This window comes from Arthrobacter sp. Y3223164 (genome assembly GCF_059091005.1).
Map to the genome: position 1 here is coordinate 1 of NZ_JBNHGF010000032.1, position 14,643 is coordinate 14,643.

Genomic DNA, 14,643 nt, shown 5'->3' on the forward strand with positions numbered 1-14,643 from the left:
GCGTCGGCCTCCTCCGCGCCGGCGGCCGCCGCCTCGACGACGACGGCCTGCAGCCCGGACTCGATGGCTTCCTCGACTTCGACGGAGGGAGCGGGTTTGCCGGAAAAGAACGCGCCGATCCGGTCCCGCAGCAGGCCTATGCCGCTCTCGATACCCCGGAAAAATTCTCCGGTGCCGACAAAGTCCTGCCAGCGCGCCAACACCTCGCCCCGGAGGAGCGTTCCGTCCTCCGTGGCCGCGAGAGCCCGCGTGGTCGCCGCCTCGTAGGAGTCTTCCACGACGGTGCGCAGTCGCTGGCCGACGGCAAGCTGGTCATCGACGGCATCGGCGACTGACCCGACCGTCGCGGCCAGTGAACGCACCGCCCCGCCGAGGGTGCGCCGGGCGATGTCTGCCCGGCCGGAGGCGTCGGCGGCGAGTTCCTGGAGCCACTCCCGGAGGGGATCGACGGCGCCGGCCGGGAGCATGCCCCGTTCGTCCAGCCGGGACTCGAGGATGACAAACAGGCGGGCCGCGGCGAGACCCTGCCGCTGCAGCAGACCGGCCAGGTCGGCGCGGACTTCACGCTCAACTTCTTCCGGTACCCGGTCCAGCACGACCGCCACTTCGATGTCCCGCTGTGCGGCGTCCAGGAGCAGCGCCCACGGCACGGCGTCGGCGTACCGGTTGGCGGTGGTCACGAAAATCCACAGGTCGGCGGCGGCCAGCAGTTGTCCGGCCAGCCGCCGGTTCTCGTCGGCAATCGAATCGATATCCGGTGCATCGAGCAGCGCTATGCCCGCGGGAATGCTGTTGTGGGCGAGCAACACCAGCGAGGTTCCGGCAGGTTCGCCGGCCGGTGCCGGATTGTGGGCCTGCCTGTCGGCGGTGGCCGGCGCCGGCGTTCCGGTGATTCGGCTGAGGCCGGGCAGGATCCGCCGATCCGAAAACCATGCCGCGTCGCCCGGATGATGCAGCAGGACGGGTTGGCGTGTGGTGGGCCGGATCGCCCCGGCACGGGTGGCCGGAAAGCCCGCCACCGCGTTGACGAGCGTCGATTTCCCGGCGCCGGTGGATCCCCCCACGACGGCCAGCAGCGGGGCTTCCAGCGTGCGGTAGCGGGGCAGAATGTAGTCGTTCAACTGGGCAATGGCGGCGGCGACGGCTCCGCGGGCTGCGGCGGCACCGGGAACGTTTAGCGGCAACTGGACCGCTTCAAGCGCGCCCCGGCTTTGTTCCAAGAGCACGACGGCGTCCGCCGCTCCCCTGTCCTGGCCCTCGGGCAACCTGCTTGTCACGGTTCCTATCATGCCAGCAGGAGCCGCCAACCCTGCCACGGCGGGCCGTAGGCCTGGTTCTTCGGGGCATACAAAAAGCCGGTCCGGGACGGGATGTCCGGGACCGGCTGTTGGTGACCCCAGCGGGATTCGAACCCGCGTTACCGCCGTGAGAGGGCGGCGTACTAGGCCGCTATACGATGGGGCCGCATAGCTTGCACAGTTGAAGGCCTGCACTGCCTTGTCCTTGCGGACCGTGACCCCAGCGGGATTCGAACCCGCGTTACCGCCGTGAGAGGGCGGCGTACTAGGCCGCTATACGATGGGGCCGTAGGTTTGCGCGGAGTTTTCGCTCCACACAATCCAGTCCCCGCCGGAGCGGAGACTGTAGCGCTGGGATACCAGGACTCGAACCTAGAATGACGGTACCAGAAACCGTTGTGTTGCCAATTACACCATATCCCACTGGCACTTTCGGAGCCGGTGGAAACGGGCTTTTACCCATTCCCTGGCGCCTCAGCACGAGTAATTACTTTACCGGATGCCTGCTCGAAAGTGCAAAACGAGCAACGCGCGGCAGCCGGGCGGCGCGTCGCCCGGGGCGCGCTCAGCCGCGGAAGGCCTTGATCCGCGCCAGGGAGGAGTCCTTGCCCAGGATCACCATGGACTCGAAAAGCGGCGGCGAAATCCGACGCCCGGAGACCGCGGTGCGCACCGGCCCAAAGGCCAGCCGCGGCTTCAGCCCCAGGCCCTCGACCAGGGCCGATCGCAGGGCCGCCTGGATGTTCTCTGCCGTCCACTCCTCGAGCGGCTCCAGCGCGGCCAGCGCGGCGTCCAGGGCTTCCGTCAGGTTCTCGGGCAGGCCCTTGCGCGCGTCGTCGGCGACCTCGATCTCGTCGTCGTTCTTGAAGAGGAATGCCACCATCTCCGGCGCCTCGCCCAGCAGGGTGATGCGCTCCTGGATCAGCGGCGCGGCGTCGGCCAGGATCATCTGCTCGCGTTCCGTCAACGACTCCCCGACCAGGCCGGCATGCTGCAGGTAAGGGATCAGCCGGAGCTTGAAGTCGCCGGGTTCAAGCAGGCGCACATGGGTCCCGTTGATGGCCTCGGCCTTCTTCAGGTCGAAGCGCGCCGGATTCGCCAGCACGTCGTGGATGTCGAAGGCCTCCACCATCTGGTCGATGGTGAAGATGTCCTCGTCGGCGGACAGCGACCAGCCCAGCAGCGAGAGGTAGTTGAGCAGGCCCTCCCGGATAAAACCGCGCTCCCGGTGCAGGAACAGGTTGGACTCGGGATCGCGCTTGGAAAGCTTCTTGTTGCCCTGGCCCATCACGTACGGGAGATGGCCGAACAACGGCATGTAGCGGGCCACGCCGATGTCCACCAAGGCCCGGTAGAGCGCGATCTGGCGAGGAGTCGAGGACAGCAGGTCCTCGCCGCGCAGAACGTGGGTGATGCCCATCAGTGCGTCGTCCACGGGGTTGACCAGAGTGTAGAGCGGCTTGCCGTTGGCGCGGACGACGGCGAAGTCCGGCACGCTGCCGGCCTTGAAGGTGATCTCCCCGCGCACCAGGTCCGTGAAGGTAATGTCCTCGTCCGGCATCCGCACGCGCAGCACCGGTTCGCGCCCCTCGGCCTTGAACGCGGCAATCTGGTCCTGTGTCAGGTCCCGGTCAAAGTTGTCGTAGCCCAGCTTGACGTCGCGGCCGGCGGCTTTGTGCCGGGCCTCGACTTCTTCCGGGGTGGAATAGGACTCGTAGAGGTGGCCGGCCTCCTTCAGCTTCGCGATGACGCCCTGGTAGATGCCGCCGCGCTGGGACTGGCGGTACGGCTCATGCGGCCCGCCGACCTCCACGCCCTCGTCCCACGTGATGCCCAGCCACTTCAGCGCTTCCAGGAGCTGCTGATAGCTTTCCTCGCTGTCGCGGGCGGCGTCCGTGTCCTCGATCCGGAACACCATGGTGCCGCCCGTGTGCCGGGCGTAGGCCCAGTTGAACAGGGCGGTGCGGATCAGTCCGACGTGCGGCGTGCCCGTGGGAGACGGGCAGAAGCGCACACGGACGGGAGTTTCGTCGTCAACAGTGGGGATGGCAGCAGCAGTAGTCATGATGTGCTCCAGTTTAGTCTGCCAAGCCACTGCCGCTGGCCGGGCCGGAGGCCCGGCTACTTCTTGCGCGGCTTCTTCCGGCGCGAACCGGCGGTGTATCGGTAGAGGTAATAGAGCGCCAGCAGGATGCCGACCGCCAGGAACGTCCCCGCCAGCCAGTCCGGGCCGCCCCAGTAGTGGGTGGCCCGGGCCGCCACGGAAAACGTGGCCAGCGATCCCAGCGCGAAGACTCCGAAGGAGCGGCGGCGTGCCGGCATGGGATCAGCGGCGGGCGGTGTTGGACAGGGTGCCGATGCCCTCGATCTCAACCTCGTAGCGCTGGCCGGATTCGATGGTGCCGACGCCGGAGGGGGTGCCGGTCATGATGACGTCGCCGGGGAGCAGGGTGAAGGCCTGGGAGGCGTAGGAGACCAGTTCCTTGACGCCCCAGATCATCTGCGAGGTATTGCCCTCCTGCTTCAGCTCTCCGTCGAGCCGGCCGCGGATGGCCAGGTCTTCGGTGTCCAGTTCGGTCTCGATCCACGGGCCGAGCGGGGCCGAGCCGTCGAATCCCTTGGCGCGGGCCCACTGGTTGTCGGTGCGCTGCGCGTCCCGGGCGGTCAGGTCGTTGCCGCAGGTGTAGCCGAAGATGACCTCGTCCACGCGCTCCACCGGGACGTCCTTGCAGATCCGGCCGATGATCACGCAGAGTTCGGCCTCGTAGGAGACTTCGTCGGAGAACTCAGGCAGGACCAGCGGCTCGTTCGGGCCGATCACCGAGGTGTTGGGCTTGAGGAACATCAACGGGGCGGCCGGCGTCTCGTTGCCCATTTCCTGGATGTGGTCGGCGTAGTTGCGGCCGATGCCGATCACCTTGCTGCGCGGAATGATCGGGGCGAGCAACCGCACGTCCTCGAGCTTGTGTTGGGCACCGGTGGGCTGGATGCCGTTGAAGAACGGGTCGCCGGCGATGACGGTAATCTGCTCACTCCCCTCCTCGCCTTCGACGATGCCGTACTGGGGGTCGGATTCAAGGACAAACCGGGCTATGCGCATGGGTTTAGCCTACTGGTTTCCCGCCCGCGGATTTCAAATGGGACGGGCCCGAACCTGCACCTCTCAACCGCGCAGGTATTCGAGCTGGGCGGCGACGGAGGATTCGGCGGCGAAGCGGACCGCGGGATCGACGTCGGCGTAGACATGGTCGGTCACCGCGTCGACGGTCGCGTCGGCGCCGAGGTGCTCCAGTGCGGCGCGAATCTGGTCCAGGCGGAGCCGGCGGTGGTCGGCGTACTCGCGGCAGATGGCCGACAGGTCCGGAAGCGTGCCGCCGTGCGCGGGCAAGACCTTCGCCGGACCGAGGAGTTCCAGCCGGGCCAGCGAAGCCAGGTACGGGCCGAGCCTGCCGTCCGGGTAGGCGATGATGGTGGTGCCGCGGCCCAGGATGGTGTCGCCGGTGAGCACTGAGCCGTGAGGTCCGTCGTCGGGAAGATGGAAGCTCACCGAGTCCGCCGTGTGGCCCGGTGTGGCCAGCACGCGGATGTCGACGCCGGCCGCCCGAACCACCTCGCCGTCCCGCAGCGGTTCGGCGGCGTAACAGAGTGCTTCGTCCAAGGCACGCACGGGAGCGCCGGTCAGTTCGTGGAAGCGTTCGCTCGCTTCGATGTGATCGATGTGGTGGTGGGTAATCAGGACCAGTTCCACCTTCCCCACTGCCGCCAGCTCAGCCAAGTGCTCCTCGTCCAGCGGCCCGGGATCGACAACTGCCACTCCCCCGTTCCCCGGGGCGGCGATCAGGTAGGACTGGGTGCCGTCCAGGCTCATCGGCCCCGGGTTGGGGGCCAGCCGGTACCGGGTCAGTTCACTGCTGCGGACAAGGGAGGGATTCAGTTCAGCGGTCACAGGATTCATCCTCGCACTCCCCGCCCGGCGCCGCAGGCCGGCGCCCCGGGGAGGCGGCCGTTGGTGGCCGGCGCCCCGGGAGGTTGCCACGGCCCTCATCATCCCCCGGGCCGGACGGCATCCGTCATACTTGCCGGGCCCGTACCGGTGGCTTGACCATGTTCGCTACGCTGGGCACCTGCAGTCCCGCCAACGGCGGCCGGACGAGGGCCGGGCGATGCGCGCATCTTCCCGGCCGGATGGAGGATCAGTGCTGACGGAAGTCCACTCACCGTACGACGTGCAGCTGGGCCGGGATGGCCTCCTGGTGTTGACTGTCCGGCGCGGCCTCAGCGTCGGTGCCGAGCTCGCGCAGCACGTCGTCGACCACCTCTTCGACGTCGCCGGGGACCGGCGGGTGGCGGTGCTGCTGAAAATGGCCGGCGTGCGCTGGGTGACTCCGGAGGCACGGCTGATCGCAGATACCTTCACGCCGTGCGTCGCCCTCGCGGTGCTCGGCAACGGGGCCGTCGACCGGGTGCTCGCCAGCTTCTTCGTGCGGATCTTCGCCAAGGACGACTTCCCGACGGGATATTTCGACGACGAGGCCGCGGCGCGTCAGTGGCTGGCGACGCATGCCGGACGCCTTGCCGGGGTGGAGACGGAATAAGTCCGGGCTGCGGCTGGGTTGCCCTTGATGGAACCATTTGCAGCTGCAGGATAGGAAAACCCCATGGCGGATACCCAGAACACCACGTCCCTGGCCGATTTGCTGGCCGAATATGACGTGGCCGAGCACGACCATGCGGTGGCCGAGCGCAACAGCGGGATGCAGCACATTCATAACCACGCCAACGGGGACATCGTGTGGTTCCCCACCTGGCAGAAAAACCGCGAGACGACCGACTGGGAAACCGCCGTGCAAGAGTTCTCCGCCGAGCTCGAGGCCGCCGCCGCGGGCGGCGCGGATGCCGCCGAAGCCGCAGCGGCCCTGGCGTCCTCCCGGCTGCAGGCCCTGCTGGAACAGGCTGCCGAGGCCCCGGACGCCAATGTGTTTATCCGCGAGAACCTGGCCCGCTTCCTGTCGGAGACCTGGGCCCTCGGCGACGCCTACGCGCTGAAGAGCGGGAAGAAACTCCCGGGGACGGCGGCGCCGGCCGGCATTTTCGCTTCGTTCCCGTACGAGGTCTACGCGCGGGACGGCGGCAGCTTCGCCACCGCCCTGTGGAACGACCTGGTGGATGCCCGCAAGAACCGGATCGCCGCCGAAGAGGCCGAGCGCAAAGCGCTCAAGCCCGTCTCCAAGAAGGCTCGAAAGGCCGCAGAGCGCAAGGCAGCCGCCCGGAAGGGTTAGCCGCAGCACCTTCCGGCGCTCCCCGGGGGTACGCCGGAAGGTAAGGTGGGCGGGCGTCGGAAGGTGGGCGGGCGTCGAAGGTGTGCCCCGCCGTCGTGGTCCTGCGTCAGAGGAACAACAGGAGCAGGACCGCCAGCGGCAGGAGCGACTGGGCCAGCGCACTCTGCCACAGGCGGCGTTCCGAGAACCAGAGCACGGCCCCGAGGATCACGTGGGCGATGCAGGTGAAGACGATGATGGTCTCGCCGGTGGCCGGGCTGCCGCCGGCGGCGATGATCACGCCGGCCAGGGCGCCCAGCCCCCAGGCCATGTTGTAAAAGCCCACGTTGATGGTCCACAGCCGCACCGCGCCCACGTCCTCGGGCCGGATGAGGAACAACCGGTGGAAGCGCTGGTCGCGGTAGAAGAAGGCCTCCGCCGCGCCAACGGCAATCAGCATCACTCCGAAGAGCGCCGCCAAGACGTACGCCGCCACCGTCATGGACCCAGTGTGGCCCGGCCGGGGCCCGAACGGAAGCGGCGGTCAGGCCAGGCGGCGGTCAGGCCAGGCGGGTGAGCCAGCCCCGGGAGTCCTCCACGGCGCCTGTCTGGATGCCGAGCAGCTCCTGGCGGATGGACATGGACACGTCGCCGGACCCGGCGCTCGGCGAGGCGATGCTCCAGCCGTCGGCCTTCAGCTCGCCGATCGGGGTGATCACCGCGGCGGTGCCGCAGGCGAAGGCTTCGGTGATGTCCCCCGCCGCCACGCCGTCGCGCCATTCGTCGATGGTGATCTTGCGTTCCTGCACGTCCAGGCCGCGGTCCTTGGCCAGCTCGATCACCGAGGAACGGGTGACGCCGTGCAGGATGTGGCCGTTCAGTTCCGGGGTGACCAGGCTGCCGTCCTTGAACACGAAGAACACGTTCATCCCGCCGAGTTCTTCGATGGCGTTGTCGTTGAACTTGTCCAGGAAGAGCACCTGCTGGCAGCCGTTGGCTTCGGCTTCCAGCTGCGCGGCCAGGGACGCGGCGTAGTTGCCGCCGCACTTGGCCTCCCCGGTGCCGCCCTCGCCGGCGCGGGAGTAGCGCTCGGAGAGCCAGATGGACACCGGCTTGAGCTCGCCGCCGAAGTAGTTCCCGGCCGGCGAGGCGATCACGCGGTAGGACACCTCGTGGGCGGGGCGAACGCCCAGGAACGCCTCGGTGGCGATCATGAACGGGCGCAGGTACAGGGCTTCGCCGTCGCCGGAGGGCACCCACGCCTTGTCGGTGGTGACCAGCTGGCGCAGGGACTCGATGAAGGTTTCCTCCGGCAGCTCCGGAAGGGCCAGCCGGCGCGCCGAGGTGTTCAGGCGGGCGGCGTTGGCCTCGGCCCGGAAGGTCCAGACGGACCCGTCGTCGTGCTGGTAGGCCTTCAGGCCCTCGAAGATCTCCTGGCCGTAGTGCAGCACCGCGGCGGCAGGATCCATCATGATGGGCCCGTACGGCTCGATCCGCGCATTCGACCAGCTGCCCGTGCCGTCGGCGTCGACCTTGTAGTCGACGACGGCCGTGTGGTCCGTGAAGTGCTTGCCGAAGCCCGGGTTCGCCAAGATGGCGGCGCGCTCCTCGGCGCTCTTCGGACGCTCCGAGAGCTGCTGGGTGAATTCGAGGGGTTCAGTCATGGTTCCTCCGCGGTGAGGGCACGCCCTTGTGCGTCAAATAATGATTCTGGTTAGTAACCGTTAACTACCCTACTGCCAAAGCGGCGGTGATCGCATCGCCGATTTCCGCAGTGGTGCGGGAGGCACTCCCCCGGGTTGCGACGTCGTGCTCCACCGCCTGCTGCACGCGGGCGGCCGCGCCGGCGAGGCCCAGGTGCTCCAGCAGCAGGGCCACGGACAGGATGGCCGCCGTGGGGTCGGCCTTCTGCTGGCCGGCGATGTCCGGCGCGGAGCCGTGAACCGGCTCGAACATGGACGGAGCGGTGCGGTCCATGTTGATATTCCCGGACGCCGCCAGGCCGATGCCGCCGGTGATGGCGGCGGCCAGGTCGGTGATGATGTCGCCGAACAGGTTGTCGGTGACGATCACGTCGAAGCGGGCCGGGTCCGTGACCATGAAGATGGTGGCCGCGTCGATGTGCAGGTAGTCGACGGCAACGTCCGGGAACTCGGCGCCGACCGTCTCCACGGTGCGCCGCCACAGGTGCCCGGCGTGGACCAGCACGTTGTGCTTGTGCACCAGGGTGAGCTTCTTGCGGCGGCCGGACGCGCGGCGGAAGGCATCGCGGACCACGCGCTCCACGCCGTGGGCGGTGTTGACCGAGACCTCGGTGGCGATTTCATGCGGAGTGCCCACGCGCAGCGCGCCGCCGTTGCCCACGTAGGGCCCTTCGGTTCCTTCGCGGACGACGACGAAGTCCACCTCGCCCGGGTTTGCCAGCGGGCTGGGGACGCCGGGCAGCAGCTTCGCCGGGCGCAGGTTCACGTAGTGGTCGAGGGAGAAGCGCAGCTTGAGCAGCATCTCCCGCTCGATGACGCCGGACGGAATCCGGGTGTCGCCGGGGGCGGCGCCGACGGCGCCGAAGAGGATCGCGTCATGCTTGCGGAGCCGCTCCAGCGTCTCCTCGGGCAGGGTCTCGCCGGTGGCCAGCCAGTGCTCGGCGCCCAGCGGGTACTCGGTCAGGTCGAAGGTGGCGCCGCCGTCGGCAGTGGCCGCCGTGAGGACCTTTACCGCCTCCGCCACGACCTCCGGTCCGATGCCATCGCCGGGAATGACTGCCAGGGAGAATGCCTTTGCTGCTGCGCTCATGGCTTCAAGTTTAGGAAACCATTCCACATTCTGGGCAAACCGTCCCAAAATGTGAACACCTCGGGGTTTTGTGCAGCAAGGGTGGCGACTTAAAGGTGGAACTGCGCGATGGCAACCTTTCGGCTCCGCCCTCGGCCGCGGCAGACCGGAGGGCGCCTTTCCCATCAACTGCCATGCCAGGACAAGCACCACCGGCACATGCTGCTGCGCCCCCTCCGGGCCTTGCCAAAGATTAATAAGCATGCTTAGGTTAAATCGTTAAGGGCCGCACGGATCACGCTCAACACGGGCGTCCGTACCCTCCAAAAGACATCGATCGAGAAGGAGATACCATGCTCGCCCAAGAACAAATCAACAACCTGCTCAGCCGCGGCGGAAACGTCGTTTCGACTGACGGAGACAAAATCGGCTCCATCGGCCAGGTCTACGCCGATGATGACAGCGGCCGCCCCACGTGGGTGACGGCCAAGACCGGCCTGTTCGGCTCCTCCGAAACTTTCGTCCCGCTCGAAGCGGCACGCGTGGAGGGTGACGACATTGTGGTCCCCTACACCAAGGACCAGATCAAGGACGCCCCGCGGGTCGACGTGGACGGCTACCTTGAGCCCGCAGAGGAGGACCGGCTCTACGCGCACTATCAGCTGGGCGGCGGCGGGCGGACTTATACCGACGCCACGACCGGCCGGGACACCGACTACACCGCTGCCGGCACGGGCACCGGCACTACCGGGCAGTACGGCACCGACGATACCCGCGGCACGTACACCGAGGACGCCCCGGGCACGGTGGGCCGGGACACCTCCGGTCCCACTACCGACGACGCCATGACCCGCTCCGAGGAGCGCCTGCATGTCGGTACCGAGAAGCAGGCGACGGGCCGGGCCAGGCTGCGCAAGTACGTCACCACCGAGAATGTCACCCAGACCGTGCCGGTCCAGCGCGAGGAAGTCCGCATCGAACGCGAACCGATCACCGATGCCAACCGCGGCGACGCCATGTCCGGCCCGGACCTGAGCGACGAGGAACACGAGGTCACGCTCCACGAGGAACGGCCCGTCGTGGAGAAGGAGACCGTCCCGGTCGAACGGGTCCGGCTTGAGAAGGACACCGTCACCGACGAGGTCAGGGTCGACGAAGAAGTGCGTAAGGAACGCATCGAGACTGACGGCACAGACACCGACACCCGCCGCTAGCGGGGGCTGGCCGACGCGAAAGGCCGGGGCAGGGAGCATTCCCGCCCCGGCCTTTCGCTCGCCCCGGCATGGCGGGTGGCCAGGGCCGCCTAAAGATCGCCGTCAGCGAAGGAATCGAAGATTTTGCGCGTCTTGGCATCCATGGGCAGCATGTACTGACCGTCCGCGCTGTAGCCGAAGCCGGGCTCGGGGACTTGGTGCCCGACCTTGGCCGGCTTTGTCTTGTAGACCCAGGCGCCGAGCGTCAGCGCCTGCTCCGCGCTCAGGTTGGTCTCGACCAGCGGATCGGCGGCGGTGAGCAGGTCCACCAGCCCGGCCGGTCCGCTCATCTTGGCCATGGCGGCGAATCCGAGCAACAGTACCCCCTGGTGCGCGGAGCGGCCGAAGTCGCCGTTGCGCAGGGTTTTCCGCTCCCGGGCGTAGTCCAGCGCCGTCTCACCGTCGAGCTTGCTCTTTCCCGCCTTGACGTCCAGCACCGGGATCGGGGCGTCAATGGTGACGCCGCCGATTTCATCCACCAGGTCCTCGAACTGCCTGAAACCGGTGAGGATGTAGCCCTCCACCTTCAGGCCGGTCACGTCCGCCACGACCTTCTGCTGCGCCTTGGGTCCGCCCCGCATCATGGCCGCGTTGATCTTCGCCTGGCCGCCGCCTGGCATGTCCACCCAGAGATCCCGCGGGATGCCCAGGATGCCGCCTCCGCCCTTGCCGTCCACGCCGATTACCTGGAGGGCGTCGGCGCGGGCTTCGCGAACCTTCTCGCCCTTGCTCTTCTGGGCGTCGGAGCCTATGAGCAGGACGTGGCGCTTGCCGCCCAGAACCGTCTTGTTCACGTCGAGAGAAGGCCACCAGCCGCCCACTGCAGTCCACGTTCCGTCCTTGTCTACGGCAAGGGTCACGTCGTCGCCGGAGGTCAGGACGGCCATGTCCTGCCCGTTCCATTCACCGGTCGCGGCCTTGACGGTGGTTTTGGTTTCGACCGGAGTCCGGCCGGCGAGCGCACCGGCAGCCAGCTTGTTGGCAGCCACGTCGCCGCCCTCGTAGATGGCCGTCGCCAGCTCCGCCAGGGGTTCGGGCATCTCGCCGGTCTCCACCATGCTGGGGCTGGGAGTTGCCGAATGCAGCGGACGGGGCTGCTCGGCCTTCGGCGCGCAGCCGGTCAGCAGGAGAAGGGATACGAGCGGGAGCGCTGCGAGGCGGGCAAGTTTCATGGCTTTATGTTCCCGCTTACCCGGCCGCTGTGCAAAGGTTTCACCGCGCGACGTCTGTGCGCCCGCCGAGACAGCCCTTCCCGTCGGACCGATGTTCTCCTCAAGGGGGCGTCAGCGGGTGCCCTTCCCACCGCCGCGGCTCGCCCGTGGGAGGGTACCTGCCCACTGCCATCGGGCCCGGGCCCGTGGCGGGACCAGCCCGGCGCCCCCGTCTCCGGCATGCGCCGGCGGGCAGCTACCTGGCCCATTCGGTCTGCATCTCCGCGACGGGGTGGATGTTTACCATCCTGACGCCGTCCCCGGTGGTGGCCGTGAACTCGTGCCAGGCGTACGCCGGGATGACGATCACCGTTTGCGCGCCCGCATGGCCGGACTGGCCGTCGATCGTGAAGTCGATCTCGCCGTCGAGCAGTACGAAGATTTCCTCATAGGGATGGCGGTGGCGTTCGGCACCGCGCGAGTTCACGAAGAAGGATGCGTGGGCGCCGTGTTCGCTGCCACGGAAGACGGCGGCTCCCGAGGCGGGACGCAGGCTGGCAAGGGACAGGGCTTTGTAGGTCATCGGAGCGGCCTTCCGGTCAGCGGGTAGCCGACACTCTACCGACTGCGCGCCGGCGGTCCCAGGGGAACGGCGATCCAGCCGTTCGCTTCCCCGGCGGCCGCCACGGCGGAGACAGCGGCAGGGCCTGATGCTACGTTGGCGGGACAGAGCAGTGCAGAGCGCCGTGTGGACGGAGGAAAGGCATGAGCGGTTCCACCACAACCGAAAAACAACCGGAGCTGAAACGGGCCATAGGACCCAAACTCCTGCTCCTGTTCATCGTGGGTGACATCCTGGGCACGGGCGTCTACGCGCTGACCGGACAGGTGGCCGGCGAGGTGGGCGGCGCGGCGTGGGCCCCGCTGCTGCTCGCGTTCGTCGTGGCCACCATCACCGCGTTCTCCTACCTGGAGCTCGTCACCAAGTACCCGCAGGCCGCCGGGGCCGCGCTGTACACGCACAAGGCCTTCGGCGTCCATTTCCTCACCTTCCTGGTGACGTTCGCCGTGCTCAGTTCCGGCATCACCTCTGCCTCCACCGCCGCCAAGTTCCTGGGTGAAAACTTCATCGCCGGGTTCAACCTGGACTGGAACCAGACCGGCGTGACCTGGGTGGCGATTGTCTTCATGGCCGTCCTGGCGGGAATCAACTTCCGCGGCGTCAGCGAGTCGGTGAAGTTCAACGTGGTCCTGACGGTAGTGGAGTTCACCGGGCTGCTAATCGTGATCTTCATCGGCTTCTGGGCCATGAGCCAGGGCAATGTCGACTTCAGCCGGGTCATGGTGTTCGAGACCTCGGAGGACAAGGGCGTCTTCCTGGCCATCACCGCCGCCACCTCGCTGGCGTTCTTCTCCTTCGTGGGCTTCGAGGATTCGGTGAACATGGCCGAAGAGACCAAGGACCCGGTCACCACCTTCCCCAAGGTCATGCTCACGGGTCTGGGCATCACGGTGATCGTGTACGTGCTGGTGTCCATCACCGCGGTGGCCATCGTGCCCATCGGGCAGTTGTCGGAAAGCCCGACGCCGCTGTTGGAAGTAGTGTCGGTCGGCGCGCCGGGCTTCCCGGTGGACGTCATCTACCCGTTCCTGTCCATGTTCGCCGTGGCCAACACCGCGCTGATCAACATGCTGATGGCCAGCCGCCTGCTCTACGGCATGGCCCGGCAGGACGTGCTGCCGCGGTTCCTGGGCAAGGTCCACCCCAACCGCCGCTCCCCCTGGGCCTCCATCATCTTCACCACGCTCATTGCGTTCGTCCTGATCTTTGTGGTCACCAACGTGATGGGCACCGACACCATCGCCGCGCTGGGCGGCACCACTGCCCTGCTGCTGCTGGGCGTCTTCACGATCGTGAACCTGGCGGTGCTGGTCCTGCGCCGCAAACCGGTCGACCGCAAACATTTCCGGACCCCCACCGTGCTGCCCTACCTCGGGATGGCCACCTGCCTCTTCCTGGTGGGCCCGTGGGCGCAGGATCCGATCGAATACCAGATTGCCGGCCTGCTGCTCGGTCTCGGCCTGGTGCTGTGGCTGCTCACCTGGCTCTGGAACCGCGGCGCGTACGGCAGGAAGACGAGGTTCCGCAGCCCGGAGGAACTGGGCGGTTGACGGGACCGGGCGTCCGGAGCGAACCGGGTGAATTGATCGCACAGCGATCGTCCGAAGCCGCCGATTGACGGAGCCCGGGCGATTGACCTGGGGCATGGGTGGGTAAGGACAGTGAAACAACGACGGCGGAGGCCGTCCGCGTGACGACGACGCCGGCGGCCTTCTGAGACCGGCCGCGGGCGAATGAGAGCCAGCAGGAAGGAAGGCCATGGCCGCCAAGAAACACCGGACCGGGACCCTGGACCAGGAGAACCTCGCCGCCTATCTGGACTACCATCTGCTGGGCGCGGCTGCGGGCGTGCAGCTGTTCGACGCCGTCCGCCAGTCGTGGGCGGGAACACCGGAGGAGGCCGAGTTCCGGAAGCTGCGCGACGAGGTGTCCGCAGAGCGCAAGGAATTGAAGGCCCTGCACCGCAGCTTCGGTTACCGGCGCAACAAGCTCAAGCAGCTCGGCTCGATGGCCGGCGCCATTGCCAGCAAGGTGAACCCGCTCAACCCCACGCGCGCTTCGGGCGGGGTGGGCGCCCAACTGGAACTCGAATCACTGATGTCCGCCCTGCGCGGCAAGCAGTGCATGTGGCAGGTCCTGACCGTTCTGGCGCCCAGGGACCGCCGGCTGGACGCCACCCGCTTCCAGGAACTCGAGGCCCAGGCTGCGGACCAGCAGAGACGGGTGGAGCGGATCATGGCCGCGACCGCGGCTCGGCGCTTCCAGCCGGGCGGGTAGGGCCAACCGGCC

The 14,643-nt window shown here is 67.7% G+C and carries 15 protein-coding genes and 3 tRNA genes; 5 read left to right on the forward strand and 13 right to left on the reverse strand.

What is annotated here, in order from left to right:
* From AC5RUJ_RS03590 to AC5RUJ_RS03625, 8 genes are all read right to left on the reverse strand, one after another.
* Nucleotides 1–1,289: dynamin family protein (locus tag AC5RUJ_RS03590; RefSeq protein ID WP_494155607.1), on the reverse strand; the 1,289-nt coding region annotated here is incomplete at its 3' end.
* A 99-nt stretch (nt 1,290–1,388) separates the two neighbouring features.
* Nucleotides 1,389–1,464: transfer RNA gene (locus tag AC5RUJ_RS03595), tRNA-Glu, on the reverse strand.
* A gap of 49 nt (nt 1,465–1,513) precedes the next feature.
* Nucleotides 1,514–1,586, reverse strand: a tRNA-Glu gene (locus AC5RUJ_RS03600).
* A 63-nt stretch (nt 1,587–1,649) separates the two neighbouring features.
* Nucleotides 1,650–1,721, reverse strand: a tRNA-Gln gene (locus AC5RUJ_RS03605).
* Between the two features lie 142 nt (nt 1,722–1,863).
* Complete coding sequence (gene gltX, locus AC5RUJ_RS03610; RefSeq protein WP_494128139.1) at nt 1,864–3,363, reverse strand: glutamate--tRNA ligase; 1,500 nt, start codon at nt 3,361–3,363, stop codon at nt 1,864–1,866.
* Between the two features lie 56 nt (nt 3,364–3,419).
* The gene (locus AC5RUJ_RS03615; protein WP_494000015.1) at nt 3,420–3,620 is read right to left on the reverse strand and encodes a hypothetical protein; all 201 of its coding nucleotides are present in this window, start codon (nt 3,618–3,620) and stop codon (nt 3,420–3,422) included.
* A gap of 4 nt (nt 3,621–3,624) precedes the next feature.
* The gene (locus tag AC5RUJ_RS03620) at nt 3,625–4,398 is read right to left on the reverse strand and encodes a fumarylacetoacetate hydrolase family protein (protein WP_494022887.1); all 774 of its coding nucleotides are present in this window, start codon (nt 4,396–4,398) and stop codon (nt 3,625–3,627) included.
* 63 nt (nt 4,399–4,461) lie between these two features.
* Complete coding sequence (locus tag AC5RUJ_RS03625) at nt 4,462–5,253, reverse strand: MBL fold metallo-hydrolase (RefSeq protein ID WP_494000017.1); 792 nt, start codon at nt 5,251–5,253, stop codon at nt 4,462–4,464.
* Between the two features lie 241 nt (nt 5,254–5,494).
* Between AC5RUJ_RS03625 and AC5RUJ_RS03630 the strand changes: the two genes are divergently transcribed.
* The gene (locus AC5RUJ_RS03630; protein ID WP_494000018.1) at nt 5,495–5,893 is read left to right on the forward strand and encodes a DUF7793 family protein; all 399 of its coding nucleotides are present in this window, start codon (nt 5,495–5,497) and stop codon (nt 5,891–5,893) included.
* A 63-nt stretch (nt 5,894–5,956) separates the two neighbouring features.
* Nucleotides 5,957–6,577, forward strand: coding sequence for a hypothetical protein (locus tag AC5RUJ_RS03635; RefSeq protein ID WP_494025693.1), 621 nt, complete (start codon nt 5,957–5,959; stop codon nt 6,575–6,577).
* Nucleotides 6,578–6,683: 106 nt separating this feature from the next.
* Here AC5RUJ_RS03635 and AC5RUJ_RS03640 read toward each other — a convergent pair whose 3' ends face one another.
* The 3 genes from AC5RUJ_RS03640 to AC5RUJ_RS03650 form a co-directional block, all read right to left on the reverse strand.
* On the reverse strand, nt 6,684–7,058 hold the full coding sequence (locus tag AC5RUJ_RS03640) for a DUF1304 family protein (RefSeq protein ID WP_494073773.1): 375 nt from the start codon (nt 7,056–7,058) through the stop codon (nt 6,684–6,686).
* Nucleotides 7,059–7,116: 58 nt separating this feature from the next.
* Nucleotides 7,117–8,220: a branched-chain amino acid aminotransferase gene (locus tag AC5RUJ_RS03645; protein WP_494022884.1), complete on the reverse strand. Its 1,104-nt coding sequence runs from the start codon at nt 8,218–8,220 to the stop codon at nt 7,117–7,119.
* A 64-nt stretch (nt 8,221–8,284) separates the two neighbouring features.
* A complete protein-coding gene (locus AC5RUJ_RS03650; protein ID WP_494128140.1) occupies nt 8,285–9,349 on the reverse strand; it encodes a 3-isopropylmalate dehydrogenase in 1,065 nt (354 codons plus the stop codon).
* 332 nt (nt 9,350–9,681) lie between these two features.
* On the opposite strand from AC5RUJ_RS03650, the gene AC5RUJ_RS03655 reads away from it, so the two are divergent.
* Nucleotides 9,682–10,542, forward strand: a complete 861-nt coding sequence (locus AC5RUJ_RS03655) for a DUF2382 domain-containing protein (RefSeq protein ID WP_494073772.1) — start codon at nt 9,682–9,684, stop codon at nt 10,540–10,542.
* Nucleotides 10,543–10,631: 89 nt separating this feature from the next.
* On the opposite strand, the gene AC5RUJ_RS03660 is transcribed toward AC5RUJ_RS03655, so the two are convergent.
* Both AC5RUJ_RS03660 and AC5RUJ_RS03665 read right to left on the reverse strand, forming a co-directional pair.
* A complete protein-coding gene (locus tag AC5RUJ_RS03660) occupies nt 10,632–11,753 on the reverse strand; it encodes an LCP family protein (protein WP_494049789.1) in 1,122 nt (373 codons plus the stop codon).
* 235 nt (nt 11,754–11,988) lie between these two features.
* Nucleotides 11,989–12,315 carry a cupin domain-containing protein gene (locus AC5RUJ_RS03665; protein ID WP_494128141.1) on the reverse strand — a complete coding sequence of 109 codons (327 nt, stop codon included), beginning with the start codon at nt 12,313–12,315 and terminating at the stop codon, nt 11,989–11,991.
* Nucleotides 12,316–12,497: 182 nt separating this feature from the next.
* Between AC5RUJ_RS03665 and AC5RUJ_RS03670 the strand changes: the two genes are divergently transcribed.
* Nucleotides 12,498–13,904, forward strand: coding sequence for an APC family permease (locus AC5RUJ_RS03670; RefSeq protein WP_494128142.1), 1,407 nt, complete (start codon nt 12,498–12,500; stop codon nt 13,902–13,904).
* A gap of 208 nt (nt 13,905–14,112) precedes the next feature.
* The gene (locus tag AC5RUJ_RS03675) at nt 14,113–14,631 is read left to right on the forward strand and encodes a hypothetical protein (RefSeq protein ID WP_494128143.1); all 519 of its coding nucleotides are present in this window, start codon (nt 14,113–14,115) and stop codon (nt 14,629–14,631) included.
* The last annotated feature ends 12 nt before the right edge of the window (nt 14,632–14,643 follow it).

Coding starts and splice junctions, on each gene's coding strand:
- AC5RUJ_RS03660 (WP_494049789.1), bottom strand. CDS start 11,753: ATGAAACTTGCCCGCCTCGCAGCGCTCCCGCTCGTATCCCTTCTCCTG.
- AC5RUJ_RS03635 (WP_494025693.1), top strand. CDS start 5,957: ATGGCGGATACCCAGAACACCACGTCCCTGGCCGATTTGCTGGCCGAA.
- AC5RUJ_RS03640 (WP_494073773.1), bottom strand. CDS start 7,058: ATGACGGTGGCGGCGTACGTCTTGGCGGCGCTCTTCGGAGTGATGCTG.
- AC5RUJ_RS03625 (WP_494000017.1), bottom strand. CDS start 5,253: ATGAATCCTGTGACCGCTGAACTGAATCCCTCCCTTGTCCGCAGCAGT.
- AC5RUJ_RS03650 (WP_494128140.1), bottom strand. CDS start 9,349: ATGAGCGCAGCAGCAAAGGCATTCTCCCTGGCAGTCATTCCCGGCGAT.
- gltX (WP_494128139.1), bottom strand. CDS start 3,363: ATGACTACTGCTGCTGCCATCCCCACTGTTGACGACGAAACTCCCGTC.
- AC5RUJ_RS03665 (WP_494128141.1), bottom strand. CDS start 12,315: ATGACCTACAAAGCCCTGTCCCTTGCCAGCCTGCGTCCCGCCTCGGGA.
- AC5RUJ_RS03670 (WP_494128142.1), top strand. CDS start 12,498: ATGAGCGGTTCCACCACAACCGAAAAACAACCGGAGCTGAAACGGGCC.
- AC5RUJ_RS03655 (WP_494073772.1), top strand. CDS start 9,682: ATGCTCGCCCAAGAACAAATCAACAACCTGCTCAGCCGCGGCGGAAAC.
- AC5RUJ_RS03645 (WP_494022884.1), bottom strand. CDS start 8,220: ATGACTGAACCCCTCGAATTCACCCAGCAGCTCTCGGAGCGTCCGAAG.
- AC5RUJ_RS03615 (WP_494000015.1), bottom strand. CDS start 3,620: ATGCCGGCACGCCGCCGCTCCTTCGGAGTCTTCGCGCTGGGATCGCTG.
- AC5RUJ_RS03675 (WP_494128143.1), top strand. CDS start 14,113: ATGGCCGCCAAGAAACACCGGACCGGGACCCTGGACCAGGAGAACCTC.
- AC5RUJ_RS03620 (WP_494022887.1), bottom strand. CDS start 4,398: ATGCGCATAGCCCGGTTTGTCCTTGAATCCGACCCCCAGTACGGCATC.